This is a genomic window from Micromonospora sp. A200 (assembly GCF_029893845.1).
Taxonomy (GTDB): Bacteria; Actinomycetota; Actinomycetes; order Mycobacteriales; family Micromonosporaceae; genus Micromonospora; species Micromonospora purpureochromogenes.
This window is the reverse complement of sequence record NZ_JARXXY010000006.1, coordinates 52,404-75,303: the sequence shown is the minus strand read 5'-3', so window position 1 is coordinate 75,303 and position 22,900 is coordinate 52,404. Positions and strand designations below refer to the sequence as shown.

Sequence of the window (22,900 nt, the reverse complement as noted above, 5' to 3'; positions counted from 1 at the left end):
GGGCGGCCGTCGCGTCTCAGCCGGCCAGCAGCGTCAGCATGATCACGCTCGCCGTCACCACCGCTGGGACCAGGCAGGTCAGCGCCCCCAGCCGGGGCGTCCGGTCCAACCGCTCGCTCGGGCGCGGCGGGAAGAGCCGACCCACCGCCACCCAGCCCGCCCCGAACGCGACCGCCGGCATCGGTAGCCCGACGATCAGCGCCACCAGGCTCGCCGCGCCCGCCCCGGCGACCGCGAGGACGATCAGCTGGACCATCGGCACCAGCAGCGCCAGCGGGCCGTACACCAGCAGGTTGCGCGCCCGGGGCGGCCAGGCCGCCGGTCGCAGCGGACCCCGCGCGGCCAGCGTCGCGTCGGCCGCGTCCGCCCAGCCGCGGGCCACCCGCAACGCCGCCAGCACGGCGGCCGGACCGCCGACCATCGACCGGGCCGCCTCGGTCAGCTCCGGCGGCGTCGGGGTCAGCGTGATCGCCGGTACGCCCAGCTCCCGCAGCCCGGCCTGCTGCGGCGCCAGCCGGGCGTGCAGCCCGGCCAGCTCCTCGCGGGCCGCCTCCACCGCCCGGGCCTGCTCGGCGGCGGCGGTGGCGGCGGCGCGGCGTACCCCGTCCAACTGCCGCGCGGCGGACAGGTAGTCCGTCCAGGCGGCGGCCACCGCGCCGACCGGCTCGTTCCCGATCCGCTGCCGGACCGGCGCCGCCGGGGACGCCTCGTCGACGCCCACCGCGCCGGCCCGCTCGTCGCGCCTGCTCACGCCCGCTCCTCCTCGTCGGCGAAGGGCACCAGCACCGTGCCCCGCTCACCCGGACCGTCCCAGAGCACCACCCTGCCGGGGCGGGGCCGCCACTCCACCGGTCGCCCGAACACCGCGCCGAGCATCGCCCCCGGCACGTCCACCGCGGCGACCGCGGCCAGCTTGTCGACCTCGCCGTCCGGCTCCAGCAGCGCCGCGAACGGCGGCACCGTCCGCCACCAGCCCAGCAGGTGGATACCGGTCGGCGGGCCCTCGCGCAGCAGCGTGCGCAACCGCTCCACCGGCAACTCCTCCGCTGTCGCCAGGTCCACCCCGAACACCACCAGGTACGACGGCCCGTCGCCGTCCATCGCCGCGAGCAGGCCCGCCGCGTCGACCGTCTCCACCCGCTGCCGCTGCGCCAGCTCGGTCGCCAACCCGGCCGCCAGCGCGGCGGAGCCCTCGGCCAGCGGCGCGAGCACGAACCGGGCGGCACCCGGCGGATGGTGGGCAGCGGTGCTCCGGGCGGCGTTCGCCAGCAGCCCGGCCGCTCCCGTACCCGCCCCGAGGACCGCGAGGTTGCGGCCGGCCACCGGGCCGAGCGGGACGGCGACCGTCGTCCGGGCCACGTCCACCGCCCGGCCGAGCAGAGCGGCCGGCCCACCGGCCCGGCCGGCCAGGGCGGCCCGCAGCCGGGGGTCGTTGCGCAGCAGCGGCCGGGCCCAGCCCGCGAAGACCACCGGCGGGATGGTCCCCTCCGGGCGGGCCTCGAAGAGCCGGTGCCGGAGCCGCTCGATCGTTTCCGGGGCGTCGTGCGGGTCGGGGAAGCGGACCAGCCGCTCGTGACCCCGGGTGGCGCCGCGCGGTCCGCCCAGCCCGCCCGCGGTGTTGACCACCGCGCTGCCCACCGCCAGGCCCGCCGCCGCGTCGTTGGTGGGCGCGAGCACCGCGCCACCACCGGAGAGCGCCACCCGCACCGGGAACTGGCCCAGCACCGAGTCGCGCGGCGCCGGCCCCGCCCCGATGCCCAGGTCACCCGCGCCGGCCAGCACCAGGTGGATGCCGTACGCGCGCCCGGCGCGGGCCAGGCCGTCCAGCCGGGCGAGCACGTCGGCGGCGACCGGATCCCGGGTCGCCAGCAGCAGCGGGAAGTTGTCGATCACACAGACGATCCGGGGCAGCGACTGATGCTCCCGCAGCTGTGCGTAGCGCTGCCCGCCGGCCCGGGCACCCGTCTCCTCCCGCCGGCGGGTCTCCGCCGCCAACTGGTCGAACAGGTCCCGCACGTACTCCGGGTCGGCGGCCATCGCGGCGGCCCGGACCTGCGGCACCCACGAGCGGTCCCGCTCGGTCTGCAGGAACTCCACGAAGGACTCGCCGTCGCCGAGGTCCACCAGGTGCAGCACCAGCTCGTCCGGGCCGTACCGCGCGGCGAGGCCGAGCAGCGCGTTGGTGAGGAACGCCGACCGGCCGGCGTCGGAGCGACCGCTGACCAGCCAGTGCGGCGTCAGCTCGGTGAAGCCGACGGTCACCGGCCGCCCGTTCGCGTCGCCCACCGTGGTGGAGAGCCCGTCGGTCGAGCCGGCCTGCCAGAGCGGCTCCTCCGGCGGCGGCAGCAGCTCGGCCAGGCAGAGCCGGGAACCTTCCTCCACCTGCGCCGCCAACCGCCGGCAGACCTGCCCGATCAGGTCCGGCCCCGGGTCCTCGTCCACGAAGACCGGAGAGTTCAGGCCGGCCGGCCCGTCGCCGCCCGGCCCGCCGAACGGGCTGCCGGGTGGATCGCCGAGCAGCGCGTACGCGGTCCGCAGCTCCAGCCGGGTGGCCTCCGGCAGCGGCGGGCGGGCCGCGTACGGGCCGGGTGGGGGCCAGCCCGCGACCACCAGGTGCAGGCCGGCGGGGCGGCCCTGGGCGGCCAGCGCCTCGATCCGGGCCAGGTCGCTCGGCCCGGTCAGCTCCGGCAGCCCGGCGATCACCAGCAGCAGCGTCCGGTCGTGCCGGCGGGGCCGGCCGGTGCCCGGGGAGACCCACTGCTCGGCCTCGGTCAGCACCGCCCGCAGGCCGGCCACGTCCACCGCCGGCGGCGGCAGCAGACCCGCGTCGGCCAGCGGCGCGAAGGACGCGAAGGTGTCGCCCGCGCTCGCGCCGTCCACCGCGCGTACCAGCAGGCAGCCGGCCGGCGTCGCGGCCAGCAGCCGCAGCAGTACGGCCCGGAGCAGGCCGACCGCCCGGGGCTCCCGGGCGTCGACGTCGAGCGTCAGGTGGCCGGCGCCGAGCAGCGGCACCAGCGCGGGGAAGCGGGCGTCGTCCAGCGGGGCCGCGGTGCCGACCCGGACGAACGGCGGGTTCTCCTCGCCGGCCGGGGTGTCCGGCGGCAGGGTGTCCAGCGAGGTACCGGCCCAGCCCGGCGCGAGCACCGCCGCCGCGGTCCGCAGCCGGTCGGCCAGCTCGTACTGCCGGCGCTGGTCGGCGGGGGCCGGGCGGGTCTCGTCGAGCACGCCGGCGGCGGCTACGGCGGTGGCGGCGGCCCGCCGGTGCAGGGCGGCGGCACGGTTCGTCCGCGACTTCGGACCGGCCACCGTGTCCACCCCTCTTTCCGAGGTTGGAAACCTCCCCGAGCCCCGACGGTATCCCAGGTCCGACCGCTCACCTGGGAAGCGCGGCGGTGCGGGACCGTCTTGTCGCAAAGCGCGGCGAACTCTCACGTCACGGGTTCGTCCTGTCACGATCTGCAGGATCTGGGGCATTGGGTGCGGGGCGCTCAGCCGATAGCCTCAGGGGGTGGAATCAGTGCAGCCCCCCGCCGGTTCCCAGGTCTCCCGCGTACCGGCGCAGCGGACCCCGCCGGACCAGTTGGCGCCCCCGGCCGCCCCGCCGGCGCCACAGCAGCAGCCCCGCCGGACCCGCACCGTCCTCACCGTGGTCGCGGGGGTGCTGGCGCTGCTCTGCGTGAGCGGCGCGGTGATCGGCTACGTGCTGTACGACCGGGCCGCGACCCCGGACCGCAGCGCCCCGGACGTGGTGGTGGACAACTACCTGCGCGAATATCTGGTCAACCGAAACGACGCGCGGGCCAGCCTGCTCGTCTGTGAAGGGAATGCCGACCTCGATGCGGTCACGGCCCTGCGGAACGAGGCGGAACAGCGCGAGGCCACCTTCAATGTCGTGGTCCGGGTGAGCTGGGGGCCGCTCGTCCGGGCGAAGTCGGCCGACGGCGAGTCGGTCAGCACCACCCTGACCATCGCCGGGTCCTCGGACGGACAACAACGCAGCAGCCGGCGGGAGGACTGGACCTTCGAGGTGGTGAACATCAAGGACGGTTGGCGGGTCTGCAGCGCTCGAAAGGTTGCCTGACCTCCTTCACTCGATCCACAAGAGGTGCACCGGAACCTCCAGGGTGGTCGGTGGCTGCCCGCGCCAGGCCCACCGGTACCACTCCAGTTCCGGGGTGACCCGGACGCAGATGTCGCCGTCGGCGCCGGAGTAGGTCTCGGTGACCGCGCGCAGATCCCGGTGCTCGACCGAATCCTCGACGTGCACCACCCGCCGGCCGCTGACCGTGTCGGCCTCGAAGACCGGCGTCGGTATCCGGTTGGCCGGCTCGTCCAACGAGACCAGCCGGATGCCCTGCTCGCGGGCGGCCGCTCCCGGCGACGGGCGCTCGCCGAGCGTCTCGACCCAGACCCGCTCCACCGGGATCAACGGCGCGAACACCTCGACCTGGTCGGACTCGGCCCGGTACCACTCGTGCTCGGGGATCACCGGCACGTAGGTGCGGCTGCCCTGCACCACCCGTTCGTCGGCCCGTAGGTCACCCCGCCAGCCCAGGCCCGGCAGCCCGACCAGGACCCGCCGGCCGCGCAGCTCGACCCGCCCGGCGGCGGGCACGATCTCGACCGGCCGGGGGTTCAGTGGCGCCCAGTCGGGCTGGCCGGCGAAGGGATCCGGCAGCGGACCGCTCATCGTGCCGCTTGCCTCGTGCTCGACCCGTTGAGGGGCGCTCCCCGCTGCAGCATGAACGGCACCGGGTCGATCGCCCCGAGGGAGCTGCGGTCACCGTCCCGGTGCACCTCGAAGTGCAGGTGTGGGCCGGAGGAGTTGCCGCTGCTGCCCACCCGTCCGATGATCTCACCGGCCCGCACCTCCTGACCGGGAACGACCAGCGGCTTCTCCACCATGTGGCAGTAGCGGGAGATGTACCCGCCGGCGTGCAGGATGTCGACGAACCAACCGCAGCCGCCCTTGCCGGGGTAGCCGTCGACGTCGCAGTCGAGCCGGCCCCGGTGGTCGGGGTCGCAGCGCGCCACCAGCACCCGCCCGGTGGCCGCCGCGTGGATCGGCGTGGTCCCCTTCGGCGCGCCGATGTCCACCCCGTTGTGCTGCGGGCGGCTCGCGGTCCGGAATCCCGAGCCCACTCTGCCGGGGATCGGTGACGTCCAGCCGGAGGCGGCGATCGTCTTGGCGGAGGCCCGGTCGCAGACGGTCTTGTCGGCGATCTGCACCGTCCGGGCGGCACCCTGGGCCAGCGCGTTCACGATCCGGCCGGCGGTGTCCTCGTGCTTGGCGTACGCGTCCGGGTAGGCGCTGATCTGGACCCGCTGGGCGGCGAGGGTCAGCGGGAGCCGCTCCCAACCGTCGACCTTGAGCAGCTTCTCGTAGAACTTGCGGGCGGAGTAGTCCGGGCTCATCCGCTGCGCGACGCTGCCCCACCCGGCCCGCTGCTGGAACAGGCCGACCGAGTCGTGGTCGCGCCCGACCCCCTCGTTGGGGATGTCGCGGGATCCGGCGACGGTGCTGTTCGCCAGGTTGCGTAGGGCCGACTCCTGCATCGCGGTCGCCACCGCGATCACCCAGCCGCGGGGTGGCACCTTCATCTCCTGCCCGACCTTGATGATGACGGCGGCGTTGCGCAGTTGGCTGTCGCCGTAGTCGGACATGCGCGGCATCCTGCCGGTGACGTCGACCCGGTGGTCCTCGCCGCACGTCTGTTCCGTGGAGACCATGCTCTGCTCCTCGCCGCCGAGGTTGGTGAGGAAGAACGCGGCCGTGCCGCCGCCGCAGCAGAGCAGGGTGAAGGTGGCGGTCAGCGCGGTGACCACGGCGCCGACCCGAAGTCGGCGACGGGGCGGCTGGCCCACCCCCGGCAGCTCGGCAGTCATTCCCGCTCCCAGTCCACGGCGTCCACCAACCAGCGCCCGTCCGGCGCCACCAACTCCAGCCGGAGCCGCCCGGTCTCCAACGGGACCAGCACCTCCGCGAAGGCCTCCGTGCGCGGCCGGAGAACCAGCTCCCCGGTCACCTTCTCCGCCGGCACCCCCGCCGGGTCGGCGCCCGCGAGCTTCTCGGTCAGCCCCGCCGTGGACAGCGGGCGCAGGTCCGAGTGCCATTTCTCCGCCGTGACGGCCGGTCCACCGAGCCACGCCTTGGTGAACCGCTCCGCGGTCTGCTGAGGGGTCATCTCACCGGGACGCGTGCTGGGGGACGCCGGCACCGGCGTGGCGATGACGCCGTCGTCGCCCTCCGCCGGGTCCACGGTGGTGATGGGCTCGCGTGGGCGGTTGCTGAGTCCGATGGCCGGGTCGACGGGACCGGTCACCAGGCGGGCGGTCCCGATCACCGCGAAGACCAGCACGGCGATCGCGAGCGCGATACCGATCCGGGACCGCAGGACCCGGGTCACCAGGAACTCGATCGCCCGTCGCATCGCCGTCACCGTGCCTCGGAGCGCACCCGAGGGCTGGGCTTGCTGCTGGCCGGGGGGCGCTCGGCCGAGTCGGGTCGGTACACCACGAAGGACGGCGATTCCTCGGGCACGTCCGGCTCCGTCCAGCTCGCCGGCTGCCGACGGCGGGGACGCGGCGCGGTGGTCCGCGCGCCGTCGCCGGAGCGCACCTCCGGCGGATCCGTCTCGTCCGCGCGCTCCCGACCGTCCGGCCGGTCCCGCAGCGTGGTGGAGGAGTGCGACGGATCCTCCCGCCGGGCCTCCGGGCGCAGGCTCGACGGTTCCAGCGCCAGGCCGCGCCGCCGGGCGACGGCCGGTTCGGCCGTGCCCCCCGGCTCCACCACGTCGAGCCGGGCGGCGACGCGCATGTCGCGGAAGAAGCGACGGTGCCAGGAGCCGGCCGAGCTGACCGCCTCGCTGCTGTCCTTGCCGCCGAGCTGGGTGATCCGCCGGTACGGGCGCAGCAGCAGCCAGCCGACCACGCCGCAGAGCCAGACCAGCACCACCTGCAGCCAGCCGGCCAGGGTGGGGGTGCTCATGATCAGGTCCACCGCGAAGAGGTAGATGGCGGCCCCGGTGCCGAAGATGGCGATGTTGAACACCGCCGCGACGACCGCGTTGCCCAGTCGCCGCAGTCCGGCGCTGGCCGGTCTCAACAGGCCGACCGTGCCCAGGATCGGTGCCGCGATGACCGCCCAGCGGAAGATCAGGAAGCCGAGCAGCACCAGCAGCGACGCGGTCAGGTCGAACATCGCGAAGAGCAGCGCGGCCAGCACAGCGATGAAGCCGGACCCGATCCGGTCCATGTCCCGGGTGCCCTTGAGGTACTCGTACGCCTCTGGGTCCTCGGACTTGATCTGAGCGGCGACCCGGGCCCACTGCTGCTGCTTGGCGTTGATGGTCGCCGTCCGGGTGGCGGGGTTCTGCCGGAGCTTCTCCGCCTCCTCCCAGGAGAGCGACTTGGCGTCGTAGAGCGCGGGGCCGTACTTCTTGGCGGTCTCGCTGTCCGCCGACCCGAGCACGCCCCGCAGCCAATTGCGGTAGAGCATCGACTCGGTTGCGGTGTCGCTTGCCCGGACGGCGGGCGGTCGGTTGTCCTTGCACGCCTCCGGGTTCGGGTCGTCGCACTGCCCTGGCGGTGTGTCACGGGACGCGGGCCCCACCGCGTCGTGGACGACGCCGAGGGAGGTGATGAGCGTGCCGTCGGCGATGTTGGCGGACTTGACGGGCCAGGCGGCCAGGGCGGTCACCGCGACCATCACCAGCAGAGCCCACCCGGCCGTGGTCATCGCGTTGCTCATGTCCGACTGGCGGGAACGCCAGAGCAGGTAGAGACCCACCACGCAGAGCGTGACGATGCCGAAGACGCTGAACACCTTCTGGTAGACGGCCTTGGTCGACTTCTCCACCAACGGGTCGGCCCAGCCCCACATCGAGCGCGGGTCCCACGCCCGCTCCCGCAGGGCGTTCGAGGCACCGATGATGGCCGTGGCGAACATGAACTCGCCGTTGGCGACCGTCGTCGTGAACTTGTAGTCGGGATGGAGCACCGACGATGCGCATCCCTCGTCCAGGTCGTAGGTGTTGAAGCTGTAGCCGGCGTAGCCGTAGTCGCTGTAGAGGCCCTTCGGGCCGCCAAGCTTGGAGGAGTCGGGCCGGGAGGCGAACCAGCCTGCGAGCCCCGAATCCGGGGTGGTCGGCACCGGCGCGTTGCGGCACTTCACCTGGTCCTCGCTGACCTGCTGCAGCTTGGCGACGCAGGCGCGGAAGTCGGCCTGCCACTCCTTGGTGCTGCACAGCTCCGCTGCCGCCTGGGCCGCCACCGGCGGGGCCGCCGAGGCCGGTGTCGCCCCGACCACCGGCCAGGCGATCGTGGCACCGGCGAGTACGCCGATCGCGAGGAGGAGCGCCGCGATCCGTGCCCGGGCCCTCGCCATGTCACGCCTCCAGGTCAGCCAGGACGGTCGGCAGTTGCCCGGCCACCTGGGCGACCCCGGCGGGGGTGGTGTCCAGGTGCGCCAGCAGCCCTTCGACGTACGACACGTCGACCCGGACCTTCTGCACCCGGCCGTCCACGTCGCGCATCACGAACTCGCGGAAACCGAGCCGGTCCGCCGAGGTGGCGTCCACGGCCGAGAGCGAGGCGAGGGTGGCCTCGTACCCGTCGTCGACCGGCACCCGGAGCAGCCGCAGCGCCTCGGAGGCGATCTCGGCGTCCTCGGCGATCCGCCCGACGAAGACGGTGGAGACGAGGTTCTGCACGTCGAGGCCGAGGATGTCCTTCGGGTTCTGCGAGGCGACCAGGGCGGCGAGGTTCCACTTGCGGGAGTCCCGGGCCAGCCGGACCAGGAACGACCGGCCGGAGCGCCAGCCCTCCATGAAGTGCGCCTCGTCCAGGCCGACCAGCTTGCGCGACGACATCGACCCGCCGTAGCAGCGGCGCACCGCGAGCCGGTGCGCGGTGTGCAGCATCGGCAGGGCCAGCGCCTCCTCGGCGGACCAGTACTCCCGCTCGATCTTGAGGTCGGGGAGCCGGAGGCCGGCCATGGTGATCACGGTGAGCGCCGCGTCGGCGCCGAGCAGCCCCTCCGGCGGGCGGCCGAAGAAGAGCATCGCCAGCGGCATCTCGGCGGTGTCGAGCAGCAGGTTGGCCAGCTCCCGGCCGGCGTCGTCGTCCATCCCCTGCAGGCAGGCGACCACGTCGTCCAGCGTGGAGGTCTCCTCCGCCGGCACCTGGCGTACGGCGTGCCGGAACAGGGTCGCGGTGGACGCCTCGCGGGCCACCTGCGGCGGCACCAGCATCATGCAGATGTCCTGCACGAGCATCCGGCGCTCGGCCCGGGCGTTGGAGACCGCGATCTCGAACTCCCGGTCGCCCGTCGCGCCACTGCCGAACTCGCTGCGCAGCGGGGTGGGGATGAGCGAGTACGGGGCCAGCGTCCCGTGCTCCGACCCGGTCAGGTTGAGCACCCGTGCGTACGGTCGCAGCTCCGGCATCGCGCAGAGCCGGGCCAGCGGGCCGGACGGGTCCAGCAGGGTCACCTGCACCCCGCGCCGCGCGGCGAGGTAGCCGAGGGCGCCGAGCAGGGTCGACTTGCCACCACCGGGTTCGGCGACGAAGACCGCCAGGCCGGAGCGTTCCCGGACCTCCATCGGGAAGTGCAGGTCGAGGAAGACCGGGCGGCGGCAGGTGCCGGCGGTACGCCCGATCAGGTCGCCCCGGCGGTCGCCGACGGTGGAGGCGGCCTGCGGCAGCGCGGCGGCGAGCAGGTTGACCGGCATCCGCCGGACGTAGCCGGTGTTGGCGATCGGCTCGCCGGGGATGAACTCGCGGGCCAGCCAGTCCTGGTTCTTCGGGTGTTGCAGGGAGATGCGCAGCTCGCGGGAGTAGAGCTGGATGAGCCGGCGGGCCCGTTCCAGGCACTCCTCCCTGGTCCGGCCGCCGACGGCGATCCGGTGCCAGCCGTGCGCGCGGGCCGAGTCCACCGGCAGGCCGGTGGTCATCTCGTCGCCGATCACCAGCGCCCGCTTGGCCAGTCGCTCCAGCTCGGGCGGGGCGTCGATGCCGTGCTCGGCGTAGTCGAGCTGCTGCGAGCGGATCATCCGCAGCCGGTGCTCGAGGTTACGGAAGGAGTCGCCGGAGCCGAGGATGTCGACCCGGGTGGAGATCTCCATCGGCCAGGGCAGCCGCTCGTGGAAGTGCAGCCAGGGCTCGTGCCGCTCGGGGATCTCCAGCGGCTCCATCCGGCCGACGGCGAGCACGGCGACGTGCCGCTCCTCGCCGGTCATCCGGTTGACCAGCTTCACGGTGGAGCCGTACGGGGTGCGGTAGCGCTCGACCTGCTCGGTGAGGGCGAGCAGGTCACCCCGCTCCCACCGGCCGTTGGTCACCGGGGAGAGCGTGCCGGGGGGCGCCATGCAGAGCGCGACCGAGCGGTAGAGCAGCCATTCCAGCTCCTGCGCGGTCACCCGGCGGCCGCGCATGCCGAACGCGCCCAGCACCTCGTCGAACTGCTCGACGGTGCGGCCGAGCCTGCGGCGCTCGCCGTCGGCGGTGCCCCGGCCGAAGGTGCGCAGCAGCCGTTCGGTGAGCGAGTCGCCGAGCGAGCGCCGGGCGAAGGTGACGCCGAGGTAGGTCTGCCCCTCGGCGTGGTTGACCGACATCAGGTGCCGCTGGGCGGCGACCAGGTGGTCGGCCCAGCCGGGCGTGCCGGGGACGTCGGGCAGCGGCGCGGCCGTGTGCGCGTCGATGGTGCGGGCCCACTCGTCGGCCGGGAAGGGGCGGGTGGTGCGGCGCAGGTGCAGCCGGAACCCGGCCAGGCCGGCGTACTGCTCCGAGATCGCCGAGAGCAGCGCCTCCCGTTCGGCGTCCGGGCGGAACGCCCAGCGCACCTCGGGCAGCCAGTACCAGGCGGTGACGGTGTTGGGGGTGAAGGTCAGGTGGCCGGCGATCTCGGTGATCGCCAGGTCGATCGACGGGTCCCGGTCACCGAACTTGATCTTCGGAGGGCGTACCCGGACGGGCTTGGCGGGGGTGCGCCGGCTGGCCGCGCGCTGGCGCGGCGGCGCCAGCTCCCGGGACGTCCGTTCCGTCGGCTCCTGCGGCCCGGGCTCGGCCAGCTCGCGCCGGCCCGGTTCGGCGATCGCGTGCCGGGCCGGCTCCTCGACCTCGCGTTGCGACGACCCGGCGGGCGCCGACCGGGGCAGTTCCTCCGGCTCAGGCCACTCCGGCTCGGTCGGCTCGGGACGGACCGGTGCGACGGTCTCCCGGCGGGCCCGCGCGGCGGCCTCCCGCCGGGCCCGTTCGACGGCCTCCCGCCGGCTGCGTTCAGTGGCCTCGCGCGCGGTCAGCGGCTCGGCGGGCAGCGCACGCGGCAGGCGCGGCGCCGGGGTCTCCACCGGTCGGTCCGCGACCGGCTCGGCCTCCGCTGGCGGGCGCAGCACGGGCAGGCGGTCGCCGGGCTGGTGCGGGACGCGGGTGCGGGTGGGGCGGTCGGCGGCCGGTGCCTCGATCGCCGCCGGCGCCGCCGGCGCGATGGCGGGCTGCGGCGGGGCCGAGGCCGGGGGCGCCGCCGGCTGGTGCGGGATCGGCGGGTGCTCCCGGCCGCGGCGCGGGGACGACACCGGGGGCGGCGGGCCGGGGCGCGAGGGCGCGCCGGGGCCGCCGAAGAGGTCGAGGAACGGGGAGTCGATGTCGGTGCCGTCGCCGACGAGCATCGGCGGGCCCGGCTCGACCGGCGGTACGCCCCGGCCGTTCGTCGGCCGCGGCGGCTGGAAGACGCCGACGCCACCCTGCCCGGGACCGGTCACCAGGGCCGGGTCGGACGGCTGCTCGTCCTGGATCTCCTCCTCCGGGTAGTCGAGCGACCGCGCACGGTTACCGTGCGGGGCGCTGTGCCGTCCGGCCGGGAAACCCGGCGTGGAAGAGCGACTCATGCGACCGCCTCACCCGTGTGGTTCGACTGCCCGATCGACGTACGCCCGGTCATGCCAGTTCCTCCCGGATCCTGATCCGGCTGCCGACCAGGCGGGGGTCCCGCAGCTCGGCGGCCGGCTCCCGGGTGCGTCGCCAGTCGGTCAGGGCGGTGCGGATGACCATCCGTGCCGGCCGGTCCGGGTCGACGTACCGGAAGATGAACGAGGTGCTCACGATGGCGAGCGCGATCTCCCAGGCGGGGAAGAGCTCGACCTGCAGCGTGAACAGCCAGTGGATGAACATGTAGAGGGGTACGAGCAGCATGAACAGGCCGTACTGGGCGTACGGCAGGTGGACGGGAAGGGTGTAGCCGGGCGGCCCGAGGTAGACCAGGCGAGCCCGGTAGATGTCGTCGTCGGTGCGCAGCCGCATGTCTCGCCCGGGCCTATTCGAAGATCAGGTCGATCAGGTAGTCACCGACGAAGAAGAGCGTGGCCGCCCCGGCGATGAAGGCCAGGCCGACGATCGCGATGGCCGAGCTGGTGAGCACCTTGGAGATCTCACCGCGACTGGCCCGGCCGATGAAGATCACACCGAGCACGGCGAGCAGGATGGGCGCGATCTTGCTGGCGAAGAAGGTGACGACGCCGTTGGTGTCGATGCCCTTCGGAGCCTCTTCGGCGAGCGGTGTCGTCGCCAGGGTGTGCAGGGCCTGCGCGACGCCGGACGTCGCCGTCTGCATGAGCTCGAAGGCGATCACTGGAACCTCCCCATGTCGCGGCCGGCGGTGCCGCGGCGGTGCAGTAGGCAAGCCTGGCGGGAAATGTGCTCACTCAGCGCAGCGTCGGCGACGCTACGTTCGTTACCCACCACGGAGAGTGGTGAGCTTTGGGGGGATTCTTCCCGCTTCGGCCCTCCCTCCAGGCTTCGCCATCTCGATGCTGGGCAATTCCACAGCGTACGGCCCGCCCTCCTTTGCGACAACCCGCGAAGAGTCGGCCCGATTCGACCCGGACGACCGATCGTACACCTGTTCCAATGCGCATGTCAGGGGGTCGCCGGAGCGGGCGTGGACGACCGGTACCGTCTAGTCGTGACCGATCTGGTACGGGCCCAGGACCCGGTGGTGATGGGCGTCCTCAACGTCACGCCCGACTCCTTTTCCGACGGTGGCCGCTACGCCGACCTCGACGCCGCGGTCGCACACGGCGTACGGCTGCGGGCGGAGGGCGCCGCGCTGATCGACGTCGGTGGCGAGTCCACCCGACCGGGCGCCGACCGGGTCGACCCCGCGACCGAGGCGGCCCGGGTCCTGCCGGTGATCCGGGAGCTGGTCGCGGCCGGCGTTGCGGTGAGCATCGACACCAGCCGGGCCTCGGTTGCCGAGGCGGCCCTGACCGCCGGGGCCACCGTCGTCAACGACGTCTCCGGCGGGCTCGCCGACCCGGACATGGCCCGGGTGGTGCGCGACGCCGGCTGTCCCTGGGTGCTGATGCACTGGCGCGGGCACTCGCGGGGGATGCGCGAGCTGGCCACCTACACCGACGTGGTCGCCGACGTGCGCGCCGAGCTGGGCCGGCGGGTCGACGAGGCGCTGACCGCCGGGGTGGCCGCCGATCGGATCATCGTCGACCCCGGCCTCGGCTTCGCCAAGACCGCCGCCCACAACTGGGAGCTCAGCGCCCGCCTGCCCGAGCTGGTCGCGCTCGGCTTCCCGCTGCTGTTCGGGGCGAGCCGCAAGTCGTACCTCGGCCGGCTGCTGGCCGACGCCGACGGCGAGCCGCGCCCCACCGCCGACCGGGAGGCGGCCACCGCCGCCACCAGCCTGCTGGCCGTCGCCGCTGGCGCCTGGGGGGTACGCGTGCACGACGTGCGCGGCACCGCCGACGCGCTCGCCGTCTGGCAGGCCACCGGCCGCCCCCGCCTGGTCGCCGAGCCGGCCGCGCGCCGCGCCGGCCACGACGGCGCGGAACCGGGCGGTGCCGGCGTGCCCGCGGTGGGGGCGGCCGGGCCGGCCGACCGGCAGGAGAGCGAGCCGGCGCGGTGACCGCGTCCGGGCTGGGGACCGCCGCGTACGTCGGCCGGAACGAGGGAGAGCGATGACCGACCGGATCGAGCTGACCGGCCTGCGGGCGCGCGGTCGGCACGGCGTCTATGACTTCGAACGCGCACAGGGGCAGGAGTTCGTCGTCGACGCGGTGCTCGAACTCGACCTCGCACCGGCGGCCCGCTCCGACGAGGTGACCGACACGGTGCACTACGGCGAACTGGCCGAGAAGCTGGTCACCGTCATCACCGGCGAACCGGTCGCGCTGATCGAGACGCTCGCCGACCGGCTGCTCGCGGTCTGCCTGGCCGAGCCGCTGGTCGCCGCCGCCACGGTCACCGTGCACAAGCCCGAGGCGCCGATCCCGCACACCTTCTCCGACGTCGCCGTGACGATGCGGCGTACCCGATGACCCGGGCCGTGCTCTCCCTCGGCAGCAACCTGGGCGACCGCCTCGCCCACCTGCGTGCCGCGGTCGCCGCGCTCGGCGACGCGGTCCTGGTGGTCTCCGGGGTCTACGAGACTCCACCGTGGGGGGACGCCGACCAGCCGGCGTACCTCAACGCGGCGGTGATGGTCGCGGACCCGGCGGCGACCCCGCGCGACTGGCTGGAGCGGGCCCGGGCCGCCGAGCGGGCGGCCGGCCGGGTCCGCGACCCCGAGCGCCGGTTCGGACCGCGCACCCTGGACGTGGACGTCATCGCCGTCTGGGATGCGGCCGGCGAGCCGGTGCTCAGCGACGACCCCGAACTCACCCTGCCGCACGCCCGCGCCCACCTGCGCGCGTTCGTGCTGCGGCCGTGGATCGACATCGAGCCGCACGGGCGGCTGCCCGGGCACGGCTGGCTGACCGACCTGCTCAACGCCGAGCCGTTGGCCGGCGACGCGCTGGAACTGAGCCCCCGGCCCGATCTGGCGTTAGAGTCGACCCCATGACCGAGTGGAGCCGGCCGGCATGACCCAGGCGCAGCCCCCGCGCGGAAGCGAGCCCGACCGCTTCCGGATGGGCCCCACCCGGATCTCCACCCTGGTCGTCGCCGCCCTCGCCGCCGCGGCGGTGGCCTGGTTGCTGATCAGCACCTTCTACTACGACGTCGCGCCGGACCTGCCCTGGCTGCCGGTGGTCACGCTGGCCGCGCTCGCGGTGCTGGAGGCGTACGCGGCGGCCAACACCCGCAGCCGGATCGAGCGCCGGCCGGGCCGCTACCCGGTCAACCCGCTGCTGGTCGCCCGGTTCGTGGTGCTGGCCAAGGCGTCCGCCCTGGCCGGGGCGATCTTCACGGGCTTCTACGCGGGGCTGACCGCGTGGCTCTTCATCGAGAACACCAACGCCGCCATGGGCGACCGGCCGACGGCCGGTGCCGGCCTGCTCGCCGCGCTCGCCCTGACCGCCGCCGCGCTCTGGCTCGAACGCGCCTGCCGGGTCCCCGAGCAGGAGGACGACGAGGACCGGGAGCCCGGCGAGCGGCAGGGCGGCCCGCCCCGCCGCTGATCAGGGGGGTTACGCGCGGCCGCGTGCGCAGGTACCGTCCCTGGCGACCGGAGAGCAGACGACCGTCAACGAGGACGGCCGGCCACGTGGGAGGCGCGCGGCATGGCGTACGACGAACCAGGCCGGGCCGGATTCGTGGAGCCCACGCCGGGGGTGCCCGCCGCCGTGCTGGAGAACGTCTTCGACGATCCCGCGCACGGTGAGCCGGGCCGGGACCGGGTCGGCGTGCACCTGGTGTGGGAGACGCTCCTCCTGGTCGTCCTGGTCGGTGTGGTGCTGCTGCTGCGCCGCGAGGACGCCGACGCGCTGCGCGGCGACGGGCTGCGTACCCTTCTGGTCGACGTGGTCGCACTCGGCCTGCTGGCCCTCGCCGCCGGGCTGAGCCTGCGTACCGCGGCGGTGAACCTGGCGGTCGGGCCGGTCGCCGTCGCCGCCGCGCTGCACTTCGCCGAGCAGGGCGATCGGGGTGTCACGGCGGCGCTCACCCCGGCCCTGGTGGCCGCCGCCGTCGGTGGCCTCGCCTTGGCCCTGGCCGTGGTGGCGCTGCACGTGCCCGGCTGGGCGGCCAGCCTCGCCGCCGCCGCGGGCGTGATCGTCTACATCGAGCGGCGCTCCGGCGCGGTCGGAGTGCAGGCCGACTACGACGCGCGCCGCACGGCCTTCTACCTCTTCGCCGGGTTCGCGGCCGTCGCCGTGCTGGGCGGGGTCTTCGGCGCGACCCGGGCGGTCCGGCGGGTGATCGGCCGGTTCCGGCCGGTGGTCGACCCGGCCCGCCGCCGGGGCGTGCTGGCGGCCCTGGTGACCGCCGCGGCGCTGGTCGGTTCCACCGTGCTCGCCACGCTGGCCGGGGTGCTGCTGGCCGCCAACGCCGCCGGCCCGGTCGTACCCGGGTCGGGGCTGGACTGGACGGTGCTGGCGGTCGGCGTGGCGATGCTCGCCGGCACCAGCGCGTACGGTCGGCGCGGCGGGATCTTCGGCACCCTGCTCGCGGTGGGCGTGGTGGCGGTCTTCCTGGCCTGGGCCACCGCGCACGGCTGGACGGTCTCCCGGTGGACCGTGGGCGGCGCGGCGCTGGGCGTCGGGCTGGTGGTGACCCGGCTGGTCGAGGCGTGCGGGCGGCCACGTCGGGCGACCGGCGAGCCGGCCGAGACGACGCCCGCCGGCGACGGCACGATCAGCACCGGCTGGTCGCTGCCCCGGCCGAGCACCGTCGACAACTGGCCGCCCGCGCTGCCGGCCCAGTCGACCGCCACCCCGCCGGACCCGTGGGAGACCCCCCGCTGGGAGACCGGGTCGCGCCGCTGGGACGACGACGACCGGTGAGGCCGTGCCCGCGTCCGACGGGCCGTAGGTGATCTCGCCGGTTAGGCTCGCGGGCATGAGCGAGACTCCTTCCGCCGGTACCGGCCGCACCTTCGACGAGCTCGACGCGCTCTCCACCGAGGAGTTGCGGGAGCGGGCCTTCGCGCTGGCCCGGGAGCGCCGCGACGTGGGCTTCTTCTGGTCGGTGCTGCGCCACCTGCCGAACGCCGACGAGGCCGCCGCGCTGGACGGGGCGCCGAACTCGATCGGCCCGATCATCGACGAGGCCTCGGCGCTGTGGCGGGAGCTGACCGGGCATGGCTACGAGGAGGCGGAGCCGCTGCTGCGCGCGGCGTTCATCGACTACCTGGTGAAGCACTGACCAGTCGTACCGGCGGCTGGCGGAGGTTTGCCCGCCTTGGTGGGTCGGGAACTTTCCGCCGCATGGCCCTCACCAACCGTCCCCGGACCGTCAGCGGGTACGGCACCGCCGCCGGCACCGGCACCCTGGCCGTGCTCATCCTGGTCGGGGTCTGCGGCAGCCCGTGGTACGTCGACTGGGCCGAGGCGCACACCGACCCGAACTCCGCCGGCGGCTGGTTCCTGCGGCTGCTCGGCTGGCCGGCCTGGCGCCTGGAGGCCGCCGGTGGCGAGCACGGGGTGCTCGCCACCGACCTGCGGGCGATCCTGCTGCTGGTGTTCGCCGCGACCTTCCTCTACCTGCTGCCCACCTCGCAGGTGGCCCGGGTGCAGGGATCGGTGAGCCAGTTCTTCTCCGGCTGGGCCGCGTACGTCCTGGCCGCCGCCACGGCGACCCTGCTGGCGGCGCTGCTGACCTCGGACGGGCCGCTGCTCGCCGACTTCCAGACCACCGGTACGGGTGCCACCTACGGCTTCTTCGCCGGCTGGATCATCGGCACCGCCAGCCTCGGCGGCCGAGCCTGACCCTCCCTGCCTGACCTGCGCCGGAACGGCCGGGTCGTCGGCCGCGACGTCATCGGCCGGCGGGGCCGGGTCAGGCCCCGGTCTGGCCGAGTTCGAGCACCCGGGCCCGGCTGAGCGCGCCGACCGGCTCGCCGTCGGCGGTGACCACGACCGTCTCGGAGCCCGTGGTGAGCATCGCCGCCAACGCGTCGTACGCGGAACCGCCCAGCGGCACCGCCGGCAGGTCGGCGGTCGCGCCGGGGAGCGGGGCCAGCGTGTCCCGGGTGAGCGGGGTGACGGCGAGCCGGCGGATGCCGCGGTCCGCGCCGACGAACTCGCGGACGAACGGCGAGGCGGGGGCGCCGAGCAGGGCGGCCGGGGTGTCGTACTGCTCCAGCCGGCCCCCCTGGGAGAGCACCGCGATCCGGTCGCCGAGCCGGACCGCCTCGTCCAGGTCGTGGGTGACCAGCACGATCGTCTTGCGGACCTCGGCCTGGAGCCGCAGGAACTCCTCCTGCAACCGGGTCCGGACGATCGGGTCGACCGCCGAGAACGGCTCGTCCATCAGCAGCACCACCGGGTCGGCGGCGAGCGCCCGGGCCACCCCGACCCGCTGCCGCTGCCCACCGGAGAGCTCGTGCGGGTAGCGGCGGCCGAACTGCGCCGGGTCGAGCCCGACCAGCTCCAGCAGCTCGTCGGCGCGGCGGCGGATCCGCTCCTTCGGCCAGCCGAGCAGCCGGGGCACCGTGCCCACGTTGGTGTGCACCGTCTGGTGCGGGAAGAGCCCCACGTTCTGGATCACGTAGCCGATCCGGCGGCGCAGCTTCACCGGGTCGACCCGGGTGATGTCCTCGTCGCCGAGCAGGATCCGGCCGCCGGTCGGCTCGATCAGCCGGTTGACCATCCGCAGCACGGTGGACTTCCCGCAGCCGGAGGGGCCGATCAGGACCACCAGCTCGCCGGCCTTGACCTCCAGGCTCAGCTCGCGCACGGCCTCGGTGCCGTCCGGGTAGCGCTTCCGGATGCCGTCCAGGGTGATCGAGGCCGCGCTGTGCCCGGCCGCGCCGGTGGGTCCCGGGGTAACGTCCACGTGTGTCCCTCCACCTGAGCTACCGGGCCGACCCCGGTAACCCGTGGTTCTCCTGGCAGTACGTGCGGGACAACTCTGACACCATCCTCGCCGCGCTGCGCGAGCACGCCTCGCTGACCGCCCGGGCGGTGCTGATCGCCGCCCTGGTGGCCCTGCCGTTGGCGGTGGCGGCGTACTGGTTCCGCGCCCTCGCCGGGCCGATTCTCGCACTCACCGGCGTGCTGTACACCGTCCCGTCGCTGGCGCTGTTCGCCTTCATCGCGCCCTACCTCGGCATCGGCGCGATCACCGTGCTGACCGTGGTGGTGCTGTACGCGCTGCTGGTGATCGTGCGCAACGCGGTGGCCGGGCTGAACCAGGTGCCTCCCGAGGTCCGCGACGCGGCCGAGGGCATGGGGTATGGCCGCTGGGCGCGGCTGTTCCGGATCGATCTGCCGCTGGCCCTGCCCGGCATCCTCACCGGGGTACGCCTCGCCACCGTCTCGACGGTCGCCCTGGTCACCGTCGGGGTGGTGGTCGGTCGCGGCGGCCTCGGGCAGCTCATCTTCGCCGGCTTCCAGAACAACTTCTACAAGGCCCAGATCATGACCGGGACGCTGCTCTGCGTCCTGCTCGCCCTGGTGCTGGACCTGATCCTCGCCGGGGTGGGCCGGCTGCTCACGCCGTGGCTGCGCGGGCGGACCGGATGACGGCCACGGCCGCCCGGGCGGGCACGAATCCGGTCGAGCAGGCGGTGGTCTGGCTCAACGACCCGCTGAACTGGACGAATCCGGACGGCATCCTGGACCGGCTCGCGGAGCACCTGAGCATGTCCGCCGCCGCGGTGCTGCTCGGCTGCCTGGTGGCCTGGCCGATCGGGCTCTGGCTCGGGCGCAGCGGTCGCGGTGGCGGGCTGGTCCTGCTGATCTCCAACGTCACGCTGGCGATCCCCACCCTGGCGCTGCTGACCATCCTGCCGCTGACCTTCCTCGGGTTCGGCCGGCCGGCGGTGGTGGTGGCGCTGGCCGTCTTCGCGGTGCCGCCGCTGCTGGCCAACGCGTACACGGGGGTGCGGCAGGCCGATCCGGAGGCCCGGGACGCGGCGCGGGGGATGGGGCTGTCCGGGGGGCAGCTGCTGCGCCGGGTGGAGCTGCCGCTGGCGGTGCCGTACCTGGCGGCCGGGTTCCGGACCGCGGCGGTGCAGGTGGTGGCGACCGCCGCGCTCGCCTCGTTCGTCAACGGGGGCGGGCTCGGGCAGATCATCCGGGCGGGCTTCGGGCTGGACATCGCGGCCGGTGGCGGCCAGATCATCGCCGGGGGCGTGCTGGTGGCCGGGCTGGCGCTGCTGGTCGAGGGGGTGTTGGCGCTGGTCGAGCGGGCCGTCACCCCGCGGCCGCTGCGGCGGGCCCGGGGGCGGGCGAAGCGGCGAGCGGCGGCCGCCGTCGCCGGAAACTGAGCGAACCGGTGACGATCCGGTGACGAACCCGCTCCGAATTTGTCGGTGGGAGCCGGAGGATATTGGCTGGAGGCGCGGGCGGCCGATCGGATCGCCCGTCGGACACGCGGCCGGCCCACCTCGGGTCGCGCCGGGACACGGAAGGCGGGCGCGATCATGCGCGTACGGACACGGCTGGCGGTCGGCGCGGTAGGCGTCATCACCGCGGCAGGTCTGCTCACCGGCTGCGGGGACGAGGGGTCCTCCGGCACCGACGCACCCCAGCAGGGCGCGAGCGGGGCAGGCTGCGCCCCGGTCGCCGGCGACCAGCTGGTCGTCCTCGACGACGACAAGAAGCTCCAGAACACCGACAACATCATCCCGGCGATCAACGTCGACGCGGCCAACCCGCAGCTGGTCGCCGCGCTCGACAAGGTCTCCACCGCGCTGGACACGCCGAAGCTGATCGCGCTCAACAAGGCCGTCGACGTCGACCGCAAGACCCCGAAGGCCGCCGCCGAGGGGTTCGCCTCGGCGAACAACCTCACCGCCGGCATCGCCAAGGGCCCCGGCGGGCAGATCGTGGTCGGCGCCGGCAACTTCAGCGAGAGCCAGACCCTGGCCGAGCTGTACAACATCGTCCTCACCGCGGCCGGCTACCAGGTCAAGGTGCAGCAGATCGGCAACCGCGAGCTCTACGAGCCGGCCCTGGAGAAGGGCCAGATCCAGGTTGTCCCGGAGTACGCGGCGACCATGGCGGAGTTCCTCAACACCAAGGCCAACGGGAAGAACGCCACCCCGGTCTCCTCGCCGGAGCTGGACAAGACCGTGACCGCGCTGAAGGCCGCCGGCGACAAGGTGGGCATCACCTTCGGCGCGCCCGCCGCCGCGCAGGACCAGAACGCCTTCGCCGTGACGAAGGCGTTCGCCGACAAGTACGGCGTGCGGACGATCTCCGACCTGGCGGCCAGGTGCTCCGGCTCGGCGACCGTGCTGGCCGGCCCGCCGGAGTGCCCGCAGCGGCCGAAGTGCCAGGCCGGTCTGGTGGAGGTCTACGACTTCAAGGCCGGCTCGTTCAGCTCGCTGGACGCCGGTGGCCCGCAGACCAAGAACGCGCTGAAGACCGGCACCGCCAGCGTCGGTCTGGTCTTCTCCTCCGACGGCGCGCTCGCCACCGGCTGACCACGGGTTCCGGGCGCGGCGGCACCCCGCCGGCCGCGCCCGGCCCGCACCCGCTGACGTCGCGATTCGGTCCTCGGGACCGTTCCCACCCAGGGCATCTCTCGGTAGGCTCCACAGCCATGCCCGCCCCGGTCGTGCCCGAGAAGCACCACCCGCAGCTGCTGACCGTCCTGTTCTGGATCGGTGTGGCGATCGCGCCCGTCGCGGCGCTGATCCTGCTGATCGCCGACGGCAACGGTCCGCTCCGGTTCGCCGCCGTCCTGGCCATCATGGCCGTGGTCCTGATCGGTCTGTCGATCGCGCTGCGCGCCGACGGCGGCCAGCCGCGCGGCGAGGAGTTCCTCGACGAGCTGGAGCAGCTTCGCCGGGAGCTGCGGGCCGAGATCGTGGCCGCCGCCCAGCGCGGCAACCAGGCGCTCGACCAGTCCCAGCGGGTGGAGGACCAGGTCAGCGCGCTGCGCCGCCGGCTGGACGCGGCGGCGGCCGGCATCGCCGCGGCCGCCGGGATCACCGGGGCGGTGGCCGAGGAACCGGCCGGCGCCGGCCGGGCCCGGGTGTCCGCCCCGCAGGAGCAGGCGTCGGGCGGGCGGCGGTGGGCCGCCGCGCCGGAGGAGACCCCGTCCACCTGGGGCCGCACCACCGATCGGGACGACGAGGAGCCGGCCGGGCGTCGCTACGGCGCGGAGCGTTCCGACGCCGGCCAGGCCGGGGTGTACGGCGCTCCGCGCGAGCCGCGTGGTGCCGCCCCCGCCCCCGAGGCGGGCGGCCGTCCCGTGCTGCGGCACACCGAGACCGTGCACGTGACCACCCGGCACACCGTGGTGGACGGCGCGGACCCGGCGGTCGGCAACGCCTACGCCGGCTACGCCGGGCGCTGGTCCCCCGCTCCCGAGGAGTCGTCCTGGAGCGGCGCGGAGCCGGAGAGCTCCTGGTCGGAGCGGGCCGAGCCGGAGCGGGGCTGGGCCGGCCAACGCGACGAACGGTCGAGCGGCCAGCGGGAGGACCGGCCCTGGTCGGGCGGGCAGCCCGAGGAGCGGTCCTGGTCGGGCGCCGCCGACGACCGCGCCGACCAGTCCTGGGCGGGCGGGTCGTACCCGGCGGAGGAGAACTGGTCCGGGGTACGGGCCGGCGACCGCTGGGCCGAGGTACGCGACGACGGGCGGGGCCGCGAGGTGCGGGTCGGTGAGCGCCGGGCGGAGGTGCACGCCGACGGCGCCGAGTTCCGCATGCAGGACCGGTGGGCGTCGGTACGGCACGACGAGCCCCGCCGGCCCGCCGAGCAGTGGGGCGGCGGCGGTTGGGTCGAGGCGGAGGAGCATCCGGCGCTGCCGGCCGGCGGCGTGCCGGTGCCGCAGGAGTGGCGGGAGCAGGCGCGCGGCCAGCAGCACGCCGAGCAGACGTGGGGCGAGCGGTCGGCCGACCAGTGGCGGGCGCCCGCGCAGCGGGAACCGGTCGACTCCTGGCGGGCCGCCGAGCCGGAGCCGCGCGCCCGCCAGCAGTGGGGCGGCGAGCGGTACGGCCACCCGCCGCAGGACGACTCCCCGCGCGCCGGTGGCCGCTGGCGCTGACCGGCTCCGGTCGGCC

The 22,900-nt window shown here is 74.7% G+C and carries 22 protein-coding genes; 12 read left to right on the top strand and 10 right to left on the bottom strand.

Going from position 1 to position 22,900, the window contains the following annotated elements:
• Positions 1–16: 16 nt before the first annotated feature.
• Together M2302_RS08180 and M2302_RS08175 are read right to left on the bottom strand one after the other, a co-directional pair.
• Complete coding sequence (locus M2302_RS08180; protein ID WP_280837426.1) at positions 17–676, bottom strand: hypothetical protein; 660 nt, start codon at positions 674–676, stop codon at positions 17–19.
• Between the two features lie 71 nt (positions 677–747).
• On the bottom strand, positions 748–3,315 hold the full coding sequence (locus M2302_RS08175; protein ID WP_280837310.1) for an FtsK/SpoIIIE domain-containing protein: 2,568 nt from the start codon (positions 3,313–3,315) through the stop codon (positions 748–750).
• A 202-nt stretch (positions 3,316–3,517) separates the two neighbouring features.
• On the opposite strand from M2302_RS08175, the gene M2302_RS08170 reads away from it, so the two are divergent.
• Complete coding sequence (locus M2302_RS08170; protein WP_280837425.1) at positions 3,518–4,081, top strand: hypothetical protein; 564 nt, start codon at positions 3,518–3,520, stop codon at positions 4,079–4,081.
• A gap of 6 nt (positions 4,082–4,087) precedes the next feature.
• Here the strand turns inward: M2302_RS08170 and M2302_RS08165 are convergent, their stop codons facing one another.
• From M2302_RS08165 to M2302_RS08135, 7 genes are read right to left on the bottom strand one after another with little or no spacing between them, the layout of a single operon-like run.
• A complete protein-coding gene (locus M2302_RS08165; protein ID WP_280837309.1) occupies positions 4,088–4,690 on the bottom strand; it encodes a hypothetical protein in 603 nt (200 codons plus the stop codon).
• Complete coding sequence (locus M2302_RS08160) at positions 4,687–5,886, bottom strand: M23 family metallopeptidase (protein ID WP_280837308.1); 1,200 nt, start codon at positions 5,884–5,886, stop codon at positions 4,687–4,689. The genes M2302_RS08165 and M2302_RS08160 overlap by 4 nt, the downstream gene beginning before the upstream one ends.
• On the bottom strand, positions 5,883–6,440 hold the full coding sequence (locus tag M2302_RS08155; RefSeq protein WP_280837307.1) for a hypothetical protein: 558 nt from the start codon (positions 6,438–6,440) through the stop codon (positions 5,883–5,885). Before M2302_RS08155 ends, M2302_RS08160 begins: the two co-directional genes overlap by 4 nt.
• Positions 6,437–8,386, bottom strand: a complete 1,950-nt coding sequence (locus M2302_RS08150; RefSeq protein ID WP_280837306.1) for an MFS transporter — start codon at positions 8,384–8,386, stop codon at positions 6,437–6,439. Before M2302_RS08150 ends, M2302_RS08155 begins: the two co-directional genes overlap by 4 nt.
• A 1-nt stretch (position 8,387) precedes the next feature.
• Entirely contained in the window at positions 8,388–11,885 is a 3,498-nt protein-coding gene (locus M2302_RS08145) for an ATP-binding protein (protein ID WP_280837305.1), read from the bottom strand.
• 49 nt (positions 11,886–11,934) lie between these two features.
• On the bottom strand, positions 11,935–12,297 hold the full coding sequence (locus tag M2302_RS08140; protein ID WP_067302246.1) for a hypothetical protein: 363 nt from the start codon (positions 12,295–12,297) through the stop codon (positions 11,935–11,937).
• A 13-nt stretch (positions 12,298–12,310) separates the two neighbouring features.
• Positions 12,311–12,625: a hypothetical protein gene (locus M2302_RS08135; protein ID WP_088959938.1), complete on the bottom strand. Its 315-nt coding sequence runs from the start codon at positions 12,623–12,625 to the stop codon at positions 12,311–12,313.
• Between the two features lie 333 nt (positions 12,626–12,958).
• Between M2302_RS08135 and folP the strand changes: the two genes are divergently transcribed.
• The 7 genes from folP to M2302_RS08100 all read left to right on the top strand — a co-directional run bounded on the left by folP (position 12,959) and on the right by M2302_RS08100 (position 17,651).
• Positions 12,959–13,912, top strand: coding sequence for a dihydropteroate synthase (gene folP, locus M2302_RS08130; RefSeq protein WP_280837304.1), 954 nt, complete (start codon positions 12,959–12,961; stop codon positions 13,910–13,912).
• 52 nt (positions 13,913–13,964) lie between these two features.
• The gene (folB, locus tag M2302_RS08125; RefSeq protein WP_280837303.1) at positions 13,965–14,324 is read left to right on the top strand and encodes a dihydroneopterin aldolase; all 360 of its coding nucleotides are present in this window, start codon (positions 13,965–13,967) and stop codon (positions 14,322–14,324) included.
• Entirely contained in the window at positions 14,321–14,848 is a 528-nt protein-coding gene (gene folK / locus M2302_RS08120; protein WP_280837302.1) for a 2-amino-4-hydroxy-6-hydroxymethyldihydropteridine diphosphokinase, read from the top strand. The genes folB and folK overlap by 4 nt, the downstream gene beginning before the upstream one ends.
• A gap of 19 nt (positions 14,849–14,867) precedes the next feature.
• A complete protein-coding gene (locus tag M2302_RS08115; protein ID WP_280837301.1) occupies positions 14,868–15,404 on the top strand; it encodes a DUF3180 domain-containing protein in 537 nt (178 codons plus the stop codon).
• Positions 15,405–15,506: 102 nt separating this feature from the next.
• Entirely contained in the window at positions 15,507–16,727 is a 1,221-nt protein-coding gene (locus M2302_RS08110) for an ABC transporter permease (protein WP_280837300.1), read from the top strand.
• Positions 16,728–16,782: 55 nt separating this feature from the next.
• Positions 16,783–17,088, top strand: a complete 306-nt coding sequence (locus M2302_RS08105) for a hypothetical protein (protein ID WP_280837299.1) — start codon at positions 16,783–16,785, stop codon at positions 17,086–17,088.
• A gap of 62 nt (positions 17,089–17,150) precedes the next feature.
• A complete protein-coding gene (locus M2302_RS08100; RefSeq protein WP_280837298.1) occupies positions 17,151–17,651 on the top strand; it encodes a hypothetical protein in 501 nt (166 codons plus the stop codon).
• 70 nt (positions 17,652–17,721) lie between these two features.
• On the opposite strand, the gene M2302_RS08095 is transcribed toward M2302_RS08100, so the two are convergent.
• A complete protein-coding gene (locus M2302_RS08095) occupies positions 17,722–18,720 on the bottom strand; it encodes an ABC transporter ATP-binding protein (RefSeq protein ID WP_280837297.1) in 999 nt (332 codons plus the stop codon).
• A gap of 2 nt (positions 18,721–18,722) precedes the next feature.
• Between M2302_RS08095 and M2302_RS08090 the strand changes: the two genes are divergently transcribed.
• The 4 genes from M2302_RS08090 to M2302_RS08075 all read left to right on the top strand — a co-directional run bounded on the left by M2302_RS08090 (position 18,723) and on the right by M2302_RS08075 (position 22,884).
• Positions 18,723–19,409, top strand: coding sequence for an ABC transporter permease (locus tag M2302_RS08090; protein WP_154941372.1), 687 nt, complete (start codon positions 18,723–18,725; stop codon positions 19,407–19,409).
• A complete protein-coding gene (locus tag M2302_RS08085) occupies positions 19,406–20,155 on the top strand; it encodes an ABC transporter permease subunit (protein WP_280837296.1) in 750 nt (249 codons plus the stop codon). Before M2302_RS08090 ends, M2302_RS08085 begins: the two co-directional genes overlap by 4 nt.
• A gap of 156 nt (positions 20,156–20,311) precedes the next feature.
• Entirely contained in the window at positions 20,312–21,316 is a 1,005-nt protein-coding gene (locus M2302_RS08080; protein ID WP_280837295.1) for a glycine betaine ABC transporter substrate-binding protein, read from the top strand.
• 119 nt (positions 21,317–21,435) lie between these two features.
• A complete protein-coding gene (locus M2302_RS08075) occupies positions 21,436–22,884 on the top strand; it encodes a hypothetical protein (protein WP_280837294.1) in 1,449 nt (482 codons plus the stop codon).
• Positions 22,885–22,900 lie beyond the last annotated feature (16 nt).